Source organism: Vibrio sp. T3Y01 (assembly GCF_013114525.1).
GTDB lineage: Bacteria > Pseudomonadota > Gammaproteobacteria > Enterobacterales > Vibrionaceae > Vibrio > Vibrio chagasii_B.
Genome location: NZ_VTXJ01000009.1, coordinates 1 through 18,039, shown reverse-complemented (window position 1 = coordinate 18,039; position 18,039 = coordinate 1). Strand labels below are relative to the sequence as shown.

Genomic DNA, 18,039 nt, shown 5'->3' with positions numbered 1-18,039 from the left:
CTAAAAATCAAACCAAGCTATCACCCTTTATAAATTTTAGGGTTAAACACGTCACGTAACCAGTCACCCAGCAGGTTGATCACCAGTACTAGCGTCACCAATACGACACCAGGGAAGGCTGTAATCCACCACGCACCAGAGAAAATGTAGTTAAAACCAGTACTGATTAGTGCGCCCAGTGACGGTTGGTCTACCGGTAGGCCCAAACCTAGGAAAGAAAGTGCCGCTTCTGACATGATGGCATTTGCCACCTGTACCGTAGAGATAACCAAAATTGGCGATAAACAGTTCGGTAGAATATGACGGAACATAATGCGTGGTGCTCTGAAGCCCATCACGCGTGCTGCTTCTACATACTCTTTCTTCTTCTCAGCCAATACTGATGCACGAATCGTACGAGCATATTGTGGCCATTCGGCAATACCGATAATCACCACCAGCATCACTACCGCATATTGCGCGTAGAAGTCACTGCCGAAACTCGCCTTAAAGATAGCCGAGACAATGATCGCAACCATCATGGTTGAGAACGAAAGCTGAACATCAGCAAAACGCATCAAGAAGCTATCGATACGACCACCGAAGTAACCCGCAGACAGACCAATAATGATACCTAGAGTCAGTTGTAGACCAACGGCTAGGAAACCAATCGTCAGTGATAAGCGAGAGCCGTAAAGCATGGTCGATAGAATGTCACGACCCTGCTCATCGGTACCCAGTAGGAAACGCTCTTCGCCATCTTCCATCCAAGACGGTGGTAGCTCAGAGTCCATGATGTCGATAGACGTCACGTCATACGGGTCTGTTGGCGCTAGAATAGGTGCCGCCAATGCCATCACCAAGAAAGCAGTGAATACAGCAAAGCTGAACATTGCCACTTTGTCACGTAAGAAGTAGTACAGAATGTCTGACTGCTTAAATCGCTCCCAACGAGATGGAGCTGTTGTAGTTTGTTCCATGATTATGCTCCTTTCCCTGTGATGTTCACTGTTGGGTTAATGATGCCGTATAGCAGGTCAACAATGGTGTTCGTTACTACGAAGATAAGGCCAACGAAGATAACGTATGCGGTAATCAGTGGTGTATCCACTCGGTTAATCGCTTCAAGGAATAGGAAGCCGGTGCCCGGCCACTGGAATACGGTTTCAGTAAGAATGGTGTAAGCCACCATAGTACCAATCTGAACACCACCTACCGTTAGTACTGGCAGCATTGTGTTTTTCAGAGCGTGTTGGTAGTAAATCTTGTTCAGCGCTAGGCCTTTCGCTTTACCAAACTTAATGTACTCAGAGCTAAGAACTTCGAGCATTTCAGAGCGAACTAGACGAATGAAGAGAGGCAGCATGATAGATGCTAGAGCAATACTTGGCAGAACTAAGTGTGCCAGGCCATCTAGCGTTAGGAAACCAGACTCCCAACCAAACCAATTTGCCGTTTCACCACGGCCAAACGACGGCAGCCAACCTAATTCAATGGAGAATACATACATCAACATGATTGCGGTTAAGAAAACGGGTACAGAAATGCCGACACTACTGCCCGCCATCACCAGTTTAGTGAAGAAGCTTTTTGGGTGTATTGCAGAATAAACGCCAAGTGGAATCGACAGACAAACGATGATCAGAGAAGCGCCAAACACAAGTTCAAGCGTTGCAACTAGCTTATCTAAGATTACGTCCACAGCAGGGCGTTTAAAGAAATATGAAGTACCAAGATCACCCTGTAGAGCAGCGCCTACAAAGCGAGTGTATTTTGTAATGAAGGGATCATTTAAGCCGAGTTCATCACGCAGCGCTTGACGCTCCGATTCTGACACAGATTGACCGACTAACTCACGCAACGGGTCGCCCAGGTTATCCTGAATGGCAAACGCCACCAAACTGATCACAAACATCACTATCAGTGCCTGAAACAGGCGCTTGACCAGAAACGTAACCATTCCTTGCCCCTTATCTATCCATGACTATCTAATCGAAATCCGCGACTAGATAACAAAAATTCAGTCTTAAAAAAGGTATTTAGCCAGACTGAAGGAAGACCAAATACCTAAACTTAAATCTATTTCTTAATAATTTGAGAGCCTGAAAGCTCAGGCTCTCGATTCTAGCAAGCTAGATTATTTTACAACTAGGTCGCCGAAGTAAGGCATAACCATTGGGTTTACGATGTCTGCAGCACCTACGTTAGACTTCGCGCCCCACGCTTCACTTTGCCAGTGTAGCGGTACGAATGCAGCGTCGTTGTATAGTGTTGCTTCAACGCCTTTCAGCATCTTAGAACGTTTAACTGGGTCAGTTTCAGTGTTAGAAGCTTCTACAATCGCATCCATTTCTGGGTTTGAGTAACCAGAACAGTTGTATTGACCACGACCAGTCTCTTCGTTACGAGTCATTGTTAGGAACTCGTTGAAGTTCGCTGAATCTTCAGTATCTGAGTGCCAGCCGATCATCATCATGTCAGCAGAACATAGGTCAAACTCAGGCCAGTACTGTGCTTTAGGCATAGTCTTAAGATCAACTTTGATACCAATCTTAGATAGCATTGCCGCAGACGCTTGCGCTACTTTCGCATCGTTCACGTAACGGTTGTTTGGTGCCATCATAGTTAGCGTAAAGCCATCTTCGTAGCCCGCTTCTTTCATCAGCTCTTTCGCTTTCTTAAGATCGTAACGAGGAACTAGCTCTTCGTTGTGACCCGCGTAGCCTGTTGGGCTTTGCTGACCAGCAGCTGTTGCAAAGCCTTTCATGATCTTCTTAACGATACCTTCGTTGTTGATTGCGTGAACAATCGCCTGACGAACGCGAACATCTTTAAGAGCTTCGTTGCTGTTTTGGTTCATTTGGAACGTGATGATGCGAGTACCAGGTAGCGTTACCAGATCGATGTTCTTAGCGTTCTTAACACGCTTGTGATCGTTTGGTGCTACTGGGTGAATCATATCTACGTCACCAGAAAGAAGTGCAGCAACACGTGTTGCGTCTTCTTTGATTGGCACAAGTGTTAGCTTGTCTACGTTACCTTCAGACTCTGTGTCCCAGTAATCGTTGAAACGTTCGAACGTTACTTTAACGCCTTGCTCACGCTGCGTTACGATGAAAGGACCAGTACCTGAAACGTTAGTCGAAGCGAACGAGTTACCGTGCTTAACTAGCTCAGACTTGTCTTTACCTTCCGCTGTCTTACCAGAGTAGAACTTGCTGTCCATTGGGAAGATGTAAGTTGCTGTTTGTAGTACTAGTGGGTAAGCCGCTTTTGATACTAGCTCAACTGTGTAGTCATCCACTTTTACCATCTTTTCGTATGGCGTGAAGATTGACTTAAAGTCTGGAGAAGCTTGTAGACGTTCAAAAGTCCACACAACATCATCAGCAGTCAGTTCGTTACCAGAGTGGAATTTCACACCTTTACGTAGGTTGAAGCGGAAAGTCGTTTCATCAACACGCTCCCAGCTAGATGCTAGGCGGCCTTCGAAATCCATCTCTTGAGTGAAACGTACTAGAGGGTCAAACACCATGTGAGACATTTGCAGTGTGCCACCAGACAGCTGCTCGTGCGGGTCAAGTGATACTGGGTCAGCTGCGTAGCCAACGGTAATATCTGCTGCTGCTGCACTAAAGCTTAGGCCAGCTGCCATCAAAGCTACTGCTAATTTGCTTTTCATGGTTTTCATTGCATAACTCCTTCATGCGGGAATCCAGATCCCTAGTTGTTGTATTTGCGTCTGTTTATTGTTGTTAGCAAGCCAAACTCCAGCCTGCTGATTTTTATACCGCGGCTTGTGCCACTGCTTTTTCTTCTCTTAAACCTGTAAATTCAGGCATTAAAGAAATCAGTTGTTTGCTGTATTCATGCTGAGGTGATTGGAACAGTTGCTCTGTAGGCGCAACTTCCAATAGTGTCCCCATCTGCATCACACCAACACGGTCACACATTTGGCGAATAACCGGTAAATCGTGACTGATGAACAGCATGGTTAGGTTTAGCTCGTCTTGTAAGTCTTTTAGTAGGTTAAGGATCTGAGCCTGTACCGACACATCCAGTGCCGATGTTGGTTCATCACAAATCAAAAGACGTGGGCGAGTCGCCAAAGCGCGAGCGATAGAAATACGCTGACGTTGACCACCTGAGAATTCGTGTGGGTACTTCACCCCAGCCATTTTGCCTAAACCAACGTGCTCTAGCAGGTCATTAACGATCTGACGAGTTTCATTTTCGTTGCGAGTAAGCTTATGGAATCGAATAGGTTCAGCAATGATGTCGAATATCTTCATTCGAGGGTTCATTGATGTGTAAGGGTTTTGGAAAACCATCTGCATTTGGCGACGCATAGGGCGACGCTCTTTTTCAGATTTCAGGCCCGTAAGGTCAACGCCTTCAAACGTTACCTTGCCTGAGTTTGGTGCGTACAAACCAGCAATTACACGAGCAATCGTTGATTTACCTGAGCCGGATTCACCCACCAAACCAAACGTCTCGCCTTCATGTACTTCAAAGCTCACATTGTTTGACGCCTGAACGTACTCACGACGGCTCTCAAAGAATGAATCTTTAGTGGTGAAACGCAGGTTTACGTTTTCAACATTTAATAATGGACCTGTGTAATCACGGTGATCTTGGCTTTGACCCAACCAGTGATTTTTCACATCAAGTGGTTCCATCTCGTGTGCTTCTTCTATGTAGCTCACAAGTGGGAAACGGTCGAGTTTGCGGTCTGAACGTGGAACCGCAGAGATCAAGCTGTGTGTATATGGGTGTTCTGGCGTACCAAGCACTTTCGCTGTAGGGCCAAACTCAACCAAGTCACCACGATACATTACGGCTACGCGATCGGTTACGTTAGATACCACGCCCATATCGTGCGTTACCAACATACAACCTACGTTTTTCTTAATACATAGATCGCGAATCAAACCTAAAATTTGGTCTTGGATAGATACATCCAGTGCGGTGGTTGGTTCATCTGCGATGATAAGGTCAGGCTCACCTGCCAATGCAATCGCAATAACCACACGCTGACGCATACCGCCAGAGAATTGGTGAGGATACTGTTTTAAGCGGTTTTCCGGCTGTGGAATACCTACTTGATTCATCAAGTCGAGGGAACGCTCATAGGCTTCTTGATCGGAAACCTTCATGTTGGCGTGAATCGTTTCTTTTAACTGCTGTTCTACGGTGAATAGAGGGTTAAGAGACGTCATTGGATCTTGGAAGATAAAACCAATCTTTGAGCCGCGAACAGAACGCATCTGTTCAGGAGATAAGCCAGAGACTTTTTCGCCATCCAGAAATACCTCGCCGCTAGCAATGCGACCAGGAGGGCTCAGCAGATCGATAACCGCGTTACCTACCGTTGACTTACCAGCACCAGATTCGCCTACAACACCAACAATCTCACCACGTTCAATATTGAACGAAAGCGATTTAACTGCGGCGTGAACTCCATGACGAGATGGGTATTCGATACGAAGATTTTTTACTTCTAAAAGTGACATTACCAGACCTCTACTGCTTTGGCAGCTTTCTGCCCTGTCTGCAAAATTGAATCCATTCTTACCAGAATATTGTTCTGATATTTTATACGGCTGACAATTTGGCAAATAATTCACAGAAAAGCAACAAAAATAGGATAAAAAGTCGACATTAAACGCTTAACAAGCAAAACCACCACATAACTATTCACTACAAAAGCATATAGTAAGAAAAAACAGCATTATATTAGTGGTAATAAATACTCACAAAACCCTTACCACAACTTACTTGTAGAGCTAAAGTCATGGTTAAGAGCAGATCTCACTACCAATCACTAAAAACAAATAATTATTCCAAAAAACAATTAACACTATAGAAACAAAACCTAATTTATCTATTTATCCCAAACAAAACAACTATATAGCGTTGGTTAAGCCATATTTACAACCACTAACATAGAGATGGCAAATATAAGATAACAAAACAAGCGGATGGATAAATTAGTTGGAATTTTCGGCGATTTGGGAGGAGGAAAAATGCTAAATACAGCCATTAATCGACAATTTGGGGGTTAGATTTCATTTTTCGTAAAAGTCTCTAGACCAAACCTATCAATCTGTCGAATTTATTAGCCAGTAAATTATATAAAATTAGATATAGATCGACCGGCTTAATGAATTATGGTTTTGTGTGGAGAAAGCTGAGGAGAAGAGCGGTCACATTGAGCGTGCAACACTTCGAAGAGGTGAGTTTTCTTGTAATCTAAGCTCCAGACGAAAAAAAGCCCCGTCATTTCTGACGAGGCTTTCTTATAGTGGTCGGTGAAGAGGGATTCGAACCCCCGACCCTCTGGTCCCAAACCAGATGCGCTACCAAGCTGCGCTATTCACCGACAAAATTAATGGGGTGGCTAACGAGATTCGAACTCGCGACCACCGGAATCACAATCCAGGGCTCTACCAACTGAGCTATAGCCACCACTAATTTTTTTGTATAACCGCTTAACAAGCGATTATTGAAATAGTGGTCGGTGAAGAGGGATTCGAACCCCCGACCCTCTGGTCCCAAACCAGATGCGCTACCAAGCTGCGCTATTCACCGACTAGTTTTGTATCGATTCTTGGGATAGTGAATCAACACTGGAAGCCGAAGCTACCGATAATTTGTAAAGAAAGAATGGGGTGGCTAACGAGATTCGAACTCGCGACCACCGGAATCACAATCCAGGGCTCTACCAACTGAGCTATAGCCACCATAATTTCTTTTTTGCCAATTTCTCGCTTACCGAAGTAAGTGACCGGATGGCGCGCCTGAAAGGATTCGAACCTTCGGCCTTTGGCTCCGGAGGCCAACGCTCTATCCAGCTGAGCTACAGGCGCATGCCCTGTCGGCGGAGTGGAATAATACGTATATCACCCAATGCCGTCTAGTACTTTTTTAACTTTTTTTTCTGTTTGGTCTCTTTTTCGACAGTTAATATGTGATAAACCCCTTATTTGAGTACTACAACCCGCCACAGCTTATAAGTTGTTGTTTATTGCAACAACTTATCGGGATATAATCACCCATTATTTACATTGGTTTAACAGTTGCTCTTTACTGGTTAAAGCCAAAACACCCCTCCAACACTATAATTTGGTAAGCATGTACTTACCTTGGGAATGTAAAGTGAGTTTAATGGATATGTCTCGTCGAATTTTAAGCGTTGTCATCGCAGTTTTAACCTTCTCAACTGGTGCAATGGCTTCAGGCCTTAGCGAAGCAGAGCAAGATGCAATTGCTGAGCGCATCAAACCAGTTGGTCAAGTATACCTAGTCGGCAGTGAGCCAGTAGCCGCTGAACCAACAGGCCCTCGTGATGGCGCAACAGTTTATGGTACCTTTTGTATCGCTTGTCACGCATCTGGCGTAAGCGGCGCACCTAAAACAGGTGATGCTGGTGACTGGGGTCCTCGTATTGCTCAAGGTCGCGATATCCTAGCTGACCATGCAATCAACGGCTTTAACGCGATGCCAGCGAAAGGTTCATGTATGGACTGTTCAGACGACGAAATCAAAGATGCTATCGAGCACATGATTGCTGGTCTGTAATTTGCCGAGCTATAGTTAAAAATGCAAAATTCAAAAAAGGTGACCAACGGGTCACCTTTTTTATTGTCTTCTATATAGTACTCATCAAGCAGAACATTACTTCTTATTGAACATCGCTCGAATATTGGCAATGTGCGCCTGCCCTTTCTCCATTCGCTCTTCAGCGGACTGTGGCTTCTTCACGCTTTCCCATTCCACATCATCATGCGGCAATTCATCCAGAAAACGACTTTGTGTTGGTTTAATTAACTCACCAAACTGACGACGTTCACGACACTTAGTAAAAGTCAGTTCTTTCTGCGCTCGAGTGATACCCACATACATCAGGCGACGCTCTTCCTCCACATTCCCTTCATCAACACTGGTTTGGTGCGGCAAGATGCCCTCTTCTGTTCCCATCAAATACACATATGGGAACTCCAAGCCTTTCGATGCGTGTAGTGTCATTAACTGTACTTGGTCAGCATCGTCATCATCTTCACCTCGTTCCATCATGTCGCGCAGGGTTAAGCGTTGCACAACCTCACGTAGCGACTTCTCTTCTTTATCGTAATTATCACCTTCTAAATCGGCGACAATCCAGCTATAGAGATCAGAGACGTTCTTCATACGCATCTCTGCCGCTTTCGGGCTTGCTGAAGTTTCGTATAACCAATCTTCGTAGTTAATATCACGAACCAAAGCACGGACTGCATCAACGGTATTGCCACGCTCTGCGTTATCCGAGATGCGAACAATCCAATCAGTGAATCGACGCAGGTTCTCCAAGCCTCGGCCAGTTAAGGTTTGCTCTAAGCCCATCTCAAAGCTGGCCTCAAACAAGCTCTTACCACGCATATTGGCGTAGCTACCTAACTTCTCTAGCGTCACCGGGCCGATCTCACGGCGCGGCGTGTTTACAATACGTAGGAAAGCATTATCATCATCAGGGTTCACCAACACTCGTAGGTAAGCCATGATGTCTTTAATTTCGGCTCTAGCGAAGAAAGAGGTGCCGCCAGAGATCTTGTAAGGCACACGGTTCTGCATCAACGCTTTTTCAATTAAGCGCGATTGGTGGTTACCACGGTAAAGCACTGCATAATCTTTATACTCAGTACGATTCAAAAACTTGTGCGCGATGATCTCACCGGTAATACGCTCGGCCTCATGCTCCTCGTTCTTGGCATTCAATACCTTAAGCTTTTCGCCGTCTGGGATCTCAGAGAATAGAGACTTCTCATATACGTGCGGGTTGTTGGCGATCAAGATGTTCGCTGCACGTAAGATTCGGCTGGTTGAGCGGTAGTTTTGCTCTAGCTTGATCAGGCGAAGGTTAGGATAGTCCTCACCCAGCAACACTAAGTTTTGCGGTTTCGCACCACGCCATGAGTAAATAGATTGGTCATCGTCACCTACTACCGTCAAACGACCACGCTCTCCAACCAGTAGGCGAACCAACTCGTACTGGCTGGTGTTGGTATCTTGGTATTCGTCCACAAGTAGGTAGCGAATACGCGACTGCCAACGTTCACGCACTTCTTGATTGGTTTTCAGCAGTAATACCGGCAGTGCAATCAAATCATCAAAGTCGAGGGCGTTGTAGGCCTTCATCTGCTTTTGATACATCTCGAAGCAGAACGCAAATAGCTGCTCTTGCTCACCTTGAGCGCGCGCTTTGGCCTGATCTGGCGTCAGCATGTCATTCTTCCAATTCGAAATCGCACTCATCAATGCACGCAATAAATCTTTATCGCCATCGATTTGTCTTTCTGTTAGCTCTTTTAACAGGGCTAACTGGTCTTGGTCATCAAACAGAGAGAAGCCTGCTTTTAAGCCCAGCGCTTTGTACTCACGACGAATAATGGTCAAGCCCATAGTGTGGAACGTCGAAACGATAAGTCCTTTCGCTTCACCTTTACCTAAGGTTTGCCCAACACGCTCTTTCATCTCACGCGCAGCTTTATTGGTAAAGGTTACTGCCGCGATGTTACGCGCCTTGTAGCCACACTCCTGAACCAAATAAGCAATTTTGTTGGTGATAACACGTGTCTTGCCTGATCCAGCGCCCGCTAATACTAAGCAGGGACCTGAAACATACTTCACGGCTTCATCTTGTCTTGGGTTCAGTTTCATTTGATTCTCTATCTGTTCTTACAAGGTCGAATTGGTTGCGCGCCTATAATAATGCTGCAACATCACGAATGCTACGTTCTCTTCTACAAGAATTTTACGTCATTTATGCAAAACTTTGTTGCACATGTGTATGGTTCTTAGGCTATAATGAATGAACGTTCATTCATCGGTGATGTAAATATGACTACTCATGCACCTCAGGATAAACGCCAACAAATACTTTCTGCAGCAGAGAAGCTAATTGCTGAGGTCGGTTTTCAAGGCCTCTCAATGCAAAAACTAGCAAAAGAAGCGGGAGTGGCTGCAGGCACTATCTATCGCTACTTTGATGATAAGGATCACTTGATCGAAGACGTTCGAGTGCTCGTAACACAACGAGTAGCAGATGCTGTACAAGACGGAGTTAATGATTCGGATCCAATAAAGCAACGCTACAGAACCATGTGGCTCAACATATGGAACTTAGCGGGAACCAACTTAGCTGCGATTAAAAATCGAGTTCAGTATGACTCTCTACCTATCACAAATAGCCTAAACTTCAGGGAACTTGAACGCAAAATGTTTGCCCAAGTTGAGCTGCTATTTAATGAGGGTAAAGAGCAAGGATTGTTTAAACCGCTGCATAATGAAGTATTAAGCGGATTGAGCTTAGCGGCTAGTGTATCTCTAGCGCGAAAGCATTCTTTAGGATTTTACCAACTCGATGAGGCAGCACTAGAAGCTGCAATAGAAGCCAGTTGGGATGCAATAATTAAACACTAGATCGGAGTTTTGACCATAATGAAAAAGTGGACTTTCTTCATGTTACTCATCGCTGTATTACTTTTCGGCAGCGTTATTGGGTTCAACATGTTCAAACAACAAAAAATTGCTGAGTACATGGCAAACCGCCCTGAACCAGAGTTTCCAGTAACGGTTACTGAAGTTCAGCCGATCGATTGGGTTCCGGTGATTGAAGCTATCGGCTTCATTGAACCAAACCAAGGTGTCACGCTAGCAAACGAAACTAGCGGTGTCATCGACCAAATTTCTTTTGAGTCAGGTACTGAAGTTAAGAGCGATCAACTACTCGTTCGCCTTGATTCAGACGTAGAGAAAGCGAACCTTAAGAGTTCTGAGGCTCGCTTACCTGCAGCAAAAGCTAAGTACAAGCGTTACCAGGGTCTATTCAAGAAAGGCTCTATCTCTAAAGAAGCTTACGATGAAGCAGAAGCTAACTACTTCTCTCTTTCAGCTGATATTGAAAGTCTAAAAGCGTCTATCGATCGTCGCGAAATTCGCGCACCATTCGATGGTACCGTTGGTATCCGCAATGTTTACCTAGGCCAATACCTACAATCAGGTACTGATATTGTTCGTCTAGAAGACACCAGTGTTATGCGCCTACGCTTCACGGTTTCTCAAACTGACATCTCTCGCATCAGTGTGGGTCAAGCAGTTGATATCTTCGTTGACGCTTACCCTGAAATCCCATTTGAGGGCTCTATCAGCGCAATTGAACCTGCAGTAAGCGTGCAAAGTGGTCTTATTCAAGTTCAAGCAGACATTCCAAACAATGATGGCAAGCTTCGTAGCGGTATGTTCGCTCGCGCTAACATCATTCTGCCTAAATTAGAGAACCAAGTAACTCTGCCTCAAACAGCGATTACTTTCACTCTATACGGCGACAATGTTTACATCCTAACTGAAGAAGACGGCGTTCAACGCGTTACTCAACATGTTGTAAAAGTAGGTGAACGCACTGCTGATATCGCACACATCCTTGAAGGTGTGAAAGCGGGCGATACCGTTGTGACTTCTGGCCAAGTACGTCTAAGTAACGGTGCCAAAGTTAAGGTTGTGGAAAGTGATGCAATCACACCACCATCTGAAACACCTATGCTGTAACCGGAGGCACAATGCGCTTTACTGATGTTTTTATTAAACGTCCAGTTCTAGCGGTATCCATCAGCTTTTTGATTGCGCTGCTTGGCTTACAAGCAATCTTCAAAATGCAGGTGCGTGAATACCCTGAAATGACGAATACCGTAGTAACCGTGACCACGAGTTACTACGGTGCAAGTGCCGATCTTATCCAAGGCTTTATCACCCAGCCCCTCGAACAGGCTGTGGCACAAGCGGATAACATCGATTATATGACTTCATCTTCTGTACTAGGTAGCTCTACGATTACCGTTAACATGAAGTTGAACACCGACCCGAATGCAGCGCTGTCAGACATACTGGCCAAGACAAACTCGGTTCGTTCTCAGCTTCCAAAAGAAGCGGAAGATCCAACCGTAACCATGTCGACCGGTTCAACAACGGCGGTACTCTACATTGGTTTCACTAGTGATGAGTTGGTGTCGAGCCAAATTACCGATTATCTAGAGCGTGTAATCAACCCGCAGCTATTTACGGTAAACGGTGTATCGAAAGTTGACCTATACGGTGGTATGAAATACGCACTACGCGTATGGCTAGACCCGTCAAAAATGGCTGCAGTTAATCTAACCGCTAGCGATGTGATGTCGGTACTGAATGCCAACAACTACCAATCGGCAACGGGTCAAGCAACCGGTGAGTTCGTTCTCTACAACGGCAGTGCTGATACCCAGGTATCTAACGTTGAAGAGTTAGAGAATCTTGTAGTTCGTAGCGGTGAAGGCGAAATCATCCGTCTATCTGACATTGCTAAGGTTTCTCTAGAGAAAAGCCACGATGTGTACCGTGCAAGTGCGAACGGTCAGGAAGCGGTTGTTGCAGCGATTAACGCGGCACCAAGTGCTAACCCGATCAACATTGCAGCCGATGTTCTTGAGCTTCTTCCTCAGCTAGAGAAGAACCTACCAAGTAACATCTCAATGAACGTAATGTATGACTCGACGATTGCGATTAACGAATCGATTCAAGAGGTTATCAAGACTATTCTTGAGGCGGCATTAATCGTACTGGTTGTAATCACCTTGTTCCTTGGTTCGTTCCGTGCGGTTCTTATCCCTATCGTTACTATCCCACTGTCTTTGATTGGTGTGGCAATGGTAATGCAGGCGATGGGCTTCTCTTGGAACCTGATGACACTACTGGCAATGGTACTCGCCATCGGTCTGGTGGTAGATGATGCAATCGTAGTACTTGAGAACGTCGACCGACATATCAAGCTCGGGGAGTCCCCTTTCCGTGCTGCAATCATCGGTACGCGTGAAATCGCGGTACCAGTTATTGCAATGACGTTAACGCTAGGCGCAGTATACGCTCCTATCGCGATGATGGGTGGTATCACAGGCTCGCTATTTAAAGAGTTCGCGCTAACCCTAGCGGGTTCAGTATTTGTATCCGGTATCGTGGCATTAACGCTGTCGCCAATGATGTGTTCAAAAATGCTTAAAGCTCACGCAGAGCCAAGCAAGTTTGAACAAAAGGTACATAGCGTACTGGATGGTATGACTAACCGTTACGAGCGTATGCTTGGTGCGGTAATGAACCATCGCCCAGTATTCATTGGCTTTGCGGTTATCGTATTTGCCAGCTTACCGATGCTGTTTAAGTTCATCCCAAGTGAGCTAGCACCTTCTGAAGATAAAGGTGTAATCATGCTGATGGGTACAGCGCCATCAAATGCGAACTTAGACTTCATGCAAAATACCATGAACGACGTAAACGCGATTCTGTCTGATCAGCCAGAAGTCGCTTACGCACAGGTGTTTACTGGTGTACCTAATGCAAACCAAGCGTTTGGTATCGCATCTATGGTTCCATGGAGTGAGCGTGAGGCAAGCCAATCAGACGTAGCAAACCGCGTTGGTGGTTTAGTTAAAGATGTTCCGGGAATGGCGGTAACTGCATTCCAAATGCCAGAACTACCAGGTGCAGGTTCAGGTCTTCCAATTCAGTTTGTTATTACAACACCAAACAGTTTTGAGAGCTTATTCCAAATCACTACTGACATTTTAGCGGATGTAGCATCGAACCCGCTGTTCGTTTACTCAGATCTTGATCTGAACTACGACTCAGCAACGATGAAAGTGCACATCGATAAAGACAAAGCGGGCGCATACGGTGTGACCATGCAAGATATTGGTATCACACTTGGTACTATGATGTCTGATGGCTACGTAAACCGTATCGACTTAAACGGTCGTTCTTATGAGGTTATCCCTCAAGTAGAACGTAAGTTCCGTTTGAACCCTGAATCGATGAATAACTACTATGTACGTGCTGCGGATGGTAAAGCGGTGCCACTGGGCAGTTTAATTACGATTGATGTTGTGGCAGAGCCTCGCTCTCTTCCTCACTTCAACCAATTGAACTCAGCAACGATTGGTGCAGTACCAGCTCCTGGCGCGGCGATGGGTGATGCGATTGCATGGTTTGAAGATACGGCAACGAACAAGCTACCAAGTGGCTACAACCACGATTACATGGGTGAAGCTCGTCAATACGTAACAGAAGGTAGCGCACTTTACGCAACCTTTGGTCTGGCGCTAGCAATCATCTTCTTGGTACTGGCGATTCAGTTCGAATCTCTAAAAGATCCACTGGTTATCATGGTATCTGTACCACTGGCGATCTGTGGTGCCCTAATTGCTCTAGCTTGGGGTGCGGCAACGATGAACATCTACTCACAAGTAGGTTTAATCACGCTGGTCGGCCTGATTACCAAGCACGGTATCTTGATCTGTGAGGTTGCAAAAGAAGAACAGTTGCATCACCACAAGACTCGTATTGAAGCGGTAATGGAAGCTGCGAAGGTTCGTCTTCGTCCAATCCTGATGACAACCGCAGCGATGATCGCGGGTCTAATCCCACTGATGTACGCAAGTGGTGCGGGTGCAGCTCAGCGTTTCAGTATCGGTATTGTTATCGTTGCAGGTCTGGCGATTGGTACTATCTTTACGCTGTTTGTGCTGCCAGTGATTTACAGCTACCTAGCTGAAAAACACAAACCTCTTCCTGTATTTGTTGAAGACAAAGATCTAGAAAAACTAGCTCGCGTTGATGAAGCAAAAGCAGCGCACAGAGAATTAGCAGACAACAAGTAATCGCTAAGTCGTAAAACAATCAAAAAGGCTACTTCGGTGGCCTTTTTTTATACGCGATAGGCGACATCTTAGATGTGATTAAATAGAATAGTGATAAATAGTCAGGAGTTTTAATCGATATGTTTGATCCAAAAAAACTAGAGCAAATTGCTAAGCAGATCCACGACTCTATGCCTCAGCCAGTGAAAGAACTAGGTTCAGACGTAGACCAGAAAGTTCGCCAAGTTATCCAAGGCCAGCTAAACAAACTAGATGTTGTAAGCCGTGAAGAGTTTGATGTTCAAACTCAAGTACTACTGCGCACTCGTCAAAAGCTGACTGAAATGGAACAAAAGCTTGCAGAGCTAGAAGCTAAGCTTGCAGACAAGTAAGCACTCAAGCGAGCAAAGATAAGAGGGCTGACGTGAAAACGTCAGCCCTTTTTTATTCACTCGAGTTTTTCGGTCTAGACTCCAAACAACACTCCGAGTCGCGATACATCTTTCCCAATAAACAAAAAGGCTTGGTCAACGGCGACCAAGCCTTTTAATTAGATGTTGTGTTTTTATTTATGACTCCAGTTTTTGGAGCTCTTTAAATTTGTTCGATGTTATCGAGTTAAGAGATTAACCGCCTACTGCGATGCGCTTCATGTCGCTCATGTAGCTACGTAGCTCTTCACCGATGTACTCAACTGGGTGGTTACGGATAGCTTCGTTAACTTCGATTAGTTTAGCGTTATCTACTTGGTTAGATACTTCACCTAGACCACGACCGATTACGTCTGTTGCTACTGAAGGCATGAACTTCTCACGTAGTAGTGGTGTTGCAACGTTAGCGAACAGGTAGTTACCGTATTCAGCAGTATCTGAGATTACAACGTTCATTTCGTATAGGCGCTTACGAGCAACCGTGTTCGCGATTAGTGGAAGCTCATGCAGAGACTCGTAGTATGCAGACTCATCAATGATGCCAGATGCTGTCATTGCTTCGAACGCTAGCTCAACACCCGCACGAACCATAGCAACAAGTAGGATGCCGTTATCGAAGTACTCTTGCTCAGAGATTTCTACATCAGAAGCTGGGTAGTTTTCGAATGCTGTTTCGCCTGTCTCTTCGCGCCAGCCTAGTAGATTCGCATCGTCGTTCGCCCAGTCAGCCATCATAGTGCTAGAGAATTCGCCTTGGATGATGTCGTCCATGTGCTTGTTGTAAAGCGGACGCATTAGGTCTTTTAGCTCTTCAGAAAGCTCAAATGCTTTGATTTTAGCTGGGTTAGATAGACGGTCCATCATGTGAGTTACGCCACCAAACTTAAGCGCTTCAGTGATCGTTTCCCAACCGTATTGTAGAAGCTTACCTGCGTAGCTTGGGTCGATACCGTCAGCAACCATCTTCTCGTAAGATACGATAGAACCCGCTTGTAGCATGCCACAAAGGATTGTTTGCTCACCCATAAGGTCAGATTTAACTTCAGCAACGAAAGAAGACTCTAGACAACCTGCGCGGTGACCACCTGTACCAGCAGCCCAAGCTTTAGCGATATCCCAACCTTCACCCTTAGGGTCATTCTCTGGGTGAACAGCGATTAGTGTTGGAACACCAAAACCACGCTTGTACTCTTCACGTACTTCAGTACCTGGACACTTAGGTGCAACCATTACAACGGTTAGGTCTTTACGGATTTGCATGCCCTCTTCAACTACGTTGAAGCCGTGTGAGTAACCTAGTGCAGCGCCTTCTTTCATTAGAGGCATTACTGTTTCAACTACGTTAGTGTGTTGTTTGTCTGGAGTTAGGTTGATTACTAGATCCGCTTCAGGAATCAGCTTCTCGTAGCTATCTACTTCAAATCCGTTCTCTTTTGCGTTTTTGTAAGACTGACGTTGCTCGTCAATCGCCGCCTGACGTAGAGCGTAAGCCACGTTTAGGCCTGAATCACGCATATTTAGACCTTGGTTAAGGCCTTGAGCACCACAACCAACAATTACGATTTTCTTGCCTTCAAGGTATTCAGCTTCTGTCGCAAATTCTTCACGATCCATGAAGCGGCAACGACCTAGTTGGTCTAGTTGTTCACGAAGGTTTAATGTATTGAAATAGTTAGCCATTTGAGGCACTCCTTTAAAAATAAGTCCGTAAGGTCGATATCTCTCTATCGAATGACTTCATACTAAAACAGACATTCCGTTGCTGAAAGTGATATATTCACAATTAGTTATTGCAATAAATGCAACATGGAAACGATCGCAAAACATGAACATAAAATCTCTACAATTATTTATACATTTATGTGATAGCAAGAGTTTCAGCAAAACAGCTGCAGCCATGCATGTCAGCCCTTCTGCACTGAGCCGTCAGATACAAAAGCTTGAAGAAGAAACAGGACAGGAACTGCTTATCAGGGACAACCGCAGCGTTGATCTCACTCCGGCGGGAAAACACCTATTGCCAGTAGCGTTGAGTATTGTTGGAGAGTGGCAGCAATATAACCTTCACCTAAAAGGCGGTGAACAAGAGTTAAAAGGGGAGATCAGGATATTTTGCTCCGTGACTGCAAGCTATAGCCATCTTCCTGAGCTAATTACCGAGTTCAGAGCCATTCATCCATATATCGAGTTCAAGCTTTCTACAGGCGACCCTGCTCAATCTATCGATAAGATATTAAATGACGAAGCAGACATCGCGATTTCAGCGAAACCAGACATCCTCCCCTCAAGATTAGAATTCGAAACCATCAGTGATATACCACTATCTGTCATCATCCCATCTGGCGTCAGTAGTTTTGGTCAACAACTACAATCCGACAAGCCAAACTGGAATGAAGTGCCTTTTATCATCCCTGAAGCGGGTACAGCGCGTGAACGAGCCAATGCATGGTTTAAAAAGATGAAGATAAAACCCAACATATACGCGCAAGTTTCTGGCCATGAGGCGATTGTAAGTATGGTGGCCCTAGGGTGTGGAGTTGGCATCGCACCTGATGTGGTCATAAACAACAGCCCTGTAAGAGATAAAGTAAGCCGCTTAAAGATAGAACCTATCAAGCCATTTGAGTTAGGCGTATGTTGTAAGCGAGCACAGCTAGATAACCCTCTAATTCGAGCGTTCTGGCAAGTTGCAGAAGGAAAATATTTAGCGGACTAGTCGTCATTGTTTTAAATACAAAAAAGGGAAGAGCACGTCAGTGCCCTTCCCTTTTATTTATGTATATCGCAGATAAGAAAAAAGCCCGCTGATTTCTCAGCGGGCTTTCTAATGGTGGTGGAGGGATAGGGATTTGAACCCTAGAACCGCTATTAACGGTTGCCGGTTTTCAAGACCGGTGCTTTCGACCACTCAGCCATCCCTCCAACAAATTGTC

General features: G+C 45.3%; 12 protein-coding genes and 6 tRNA genes. 6 read left to right on the top strand and 12 right to left on the bottom strand.

Translation table 11 applies throughout. The annotated features are described in order from the left end of the window. Positions 1–20: 20 nt before the first annotated feature. The 9 genes from F0232_RS11610 to F0232_RS11570 form a co-directional block, all read right to left on the bottom strand. Positions 21–959 (bottom strand): ABC transporter permease, encoded by a 939-nt coding sequence (locus tag F0232_RS11610; RefSeq protein ID WP_008218598.1) that lies wholly within the window; start codon positions 957–959, stop codon positions 21–23. Positions 960–961: 2 nt separating this feature from the next. Next, entirely contained in the window at positions 962–1,939 is a 978-nt protein-coding gene (locus F0232_RS11605) for an ABC transporter permease (RefSeq protein ID WP_105057715.1), read from the bottom strand. 177 nt (positions 1,940–2,116) lie between these two features. Then, positions 2,117–3,670 (bottom strand): ABC transporter substrate-binding protein, encoded by a 1,554-nt coding sequence (locus F0232_RS11600; RefSeq protein ID WP_102425727.1) that lies wholly within the window; start codon positions 3,668–3,670, stop codon positions 2,117–2,119. A gap of 94 nt (positions 3,671–3,764) precedes the next feature. Continuing rightward, entirely contained in the window at positions 3,765–5,492 is a 1,728-nt protein-coding gene (locus F0232_RS11595; RefSeq protein ID WP_061033079.1) for an ABC transporter ATP-binding protein, read from the bottom strand. Between the two features lie 792 nt (positions 5,493–6,284). Next, positions 6,285–6,361 (bottom strand) — tRNA-Pro (locus F0232_RS11590). A 10-nt stretch (positions 6,362–6,371) separates the two neighbouring features. Beyond that, positions 6,372–6,447: transfer RNA gene (locus F0232_RS11585), tRNA-His, on the bottom strand. A 46-nt stretch (positions 6,448–6,493) separates the two neighbouring features. Then, positions 6,494–6,570, bottom strand: a tRNA-Pro gene (locus tag F0232_RS11580). 76 nt (positions 6,571–6,646) lie between these two features. Continuing rightward, positions 6,647–6,722, bottom strand: a tRNA-His gene (locus F0232_RS11575). Positions 6,723–6,771: 49 nt separating this feature from the next. Next, a tRNA-Arg gene (locus F0232_RS11570) sits at positions 6,772–6,848 on the bottom strand. 298 nt (positions 6,849–7,146) lie between these two features. On the opposite strand from F0232_RS11570, the gene F0232_RS11565 reads away from it, so the two are divergent. Next, a complete protein-coding gene (locus tag F0232_RS11565) occupies positions 7,147–7,560 on the top strand; it encodes a cytochrome c5 family protein (RefSeq protein ID WP_008224061.1) in 414 nt (137 codons plus the stop codon). Positions 7,561–7,656: 96 nt separating this feature from the next. Here the strand turns inward: F0232_RS11565 and rep are convergent, their stop codons facing one another. After that, entirely contained in the window at positions 7,657–9,675 is a 2,019-nt protein-coding gene (rep, locus tag F0232_RS11560) for a DNA helicase Rep (protein WP_105057714.1), read from the bottom strand. A gap of 180 nt (positions 9,676–9,855) precedes the next feature. Here rep and F0232_RS11555 point away from each other — a divergent pair, with 180 nt between their 5' ends. From F0232_RS11555 to F0232_RS11540, 4 genes are all read left to right on the top strand, one after another. After that, the gene (locus F0232_RS11555) at positions 9,856–10,437 is read left to right on the top strand and encodes a TetR/AcrR family transcriptional regulator (protein ID WP_205416604.1); all 582 of its coding nucleotides are present in this window, start codon (positions 9,856–9,858) and stop codon (positions 10,435–10,437) included. A gap of 18 nt (positions 10,438–10,455) precedes the next feature. After that, entirely contained in the window at positions 10,456–11,562 is a 1,107-nt protein-coding gene (locus tag F0232_RS11550; RefSeq protein WP_061033076.1) for an efflux RND transporter periplasmic adaptor subunit, read from the top strand. An 11-nt stretch (positions 11,563–11,573) separates the two neighbouring features. Continuing rightward, on the top strand, positions 11,574–14,696 hold the full coding sequence (locus F0232_RS11545; protein WP_105057713.1) for a multidrug efflux RND transporter permease subunit: 3,123 nt from the start codon (positions 11,574–11,576) through the stop codon (positions 14,694–14,696). Between the two features lie 119 nt (positions 14,697–14,815). Then, positions 14,816–15,067 (top strand): accessory factor UbiK family protein, encoded by a 252-nt coding sequence (locus F0232_RS11540; protein ID WP_004740921.1) that lies wholly within the window; start codon positions 14,816–14,818, stop codon positions 15,065–15,067. 234 nt (positions 15,068–15,301) lie between these two features. On the opposite strand, the gene ilvC is transcribed toward F0232_RS11540, so the two are convergent. Next, the gene (gene ilvC, locus F0232_RS11535; protein WP_008224071.1) at positions 15,302–16,786 is read right to left on the bottom strand and encodes a ketol-acid reductoisomerase; all 1,485 of its coding nucleotides are present in this window, start codon (positions 16,784–16,786) and stop codon (positions 15,302–15,304) included. Positions 16,787–16,931: 145 nt separating this feature from the next. Here ilvC and ilvY point away from each other — a divergent pair, with 145 nt between their 5' ends. Continuing rightward, positions 16,932–17,822, top strand: coding sequence for an HTH-type transcriptional activator IlvY (gene ilvY / locus F0232_RS11530; protein WP_061033074.1), 891 nt, complete (start codon positions 16,932–16,934; stop codon positions 17,820–17,822). 115 nt (positions 17,823–17,937) lie between these two features. Here the strand turns inward: ilvY and F0232_RS11525 are convergent. Continuing rightward, positions 17,938–18,028 (bottom strand) — tRNA-Ser (locus F0232_RS11525). Positions 18,029–18,039 lie beyond the last annotated feature (11 nt).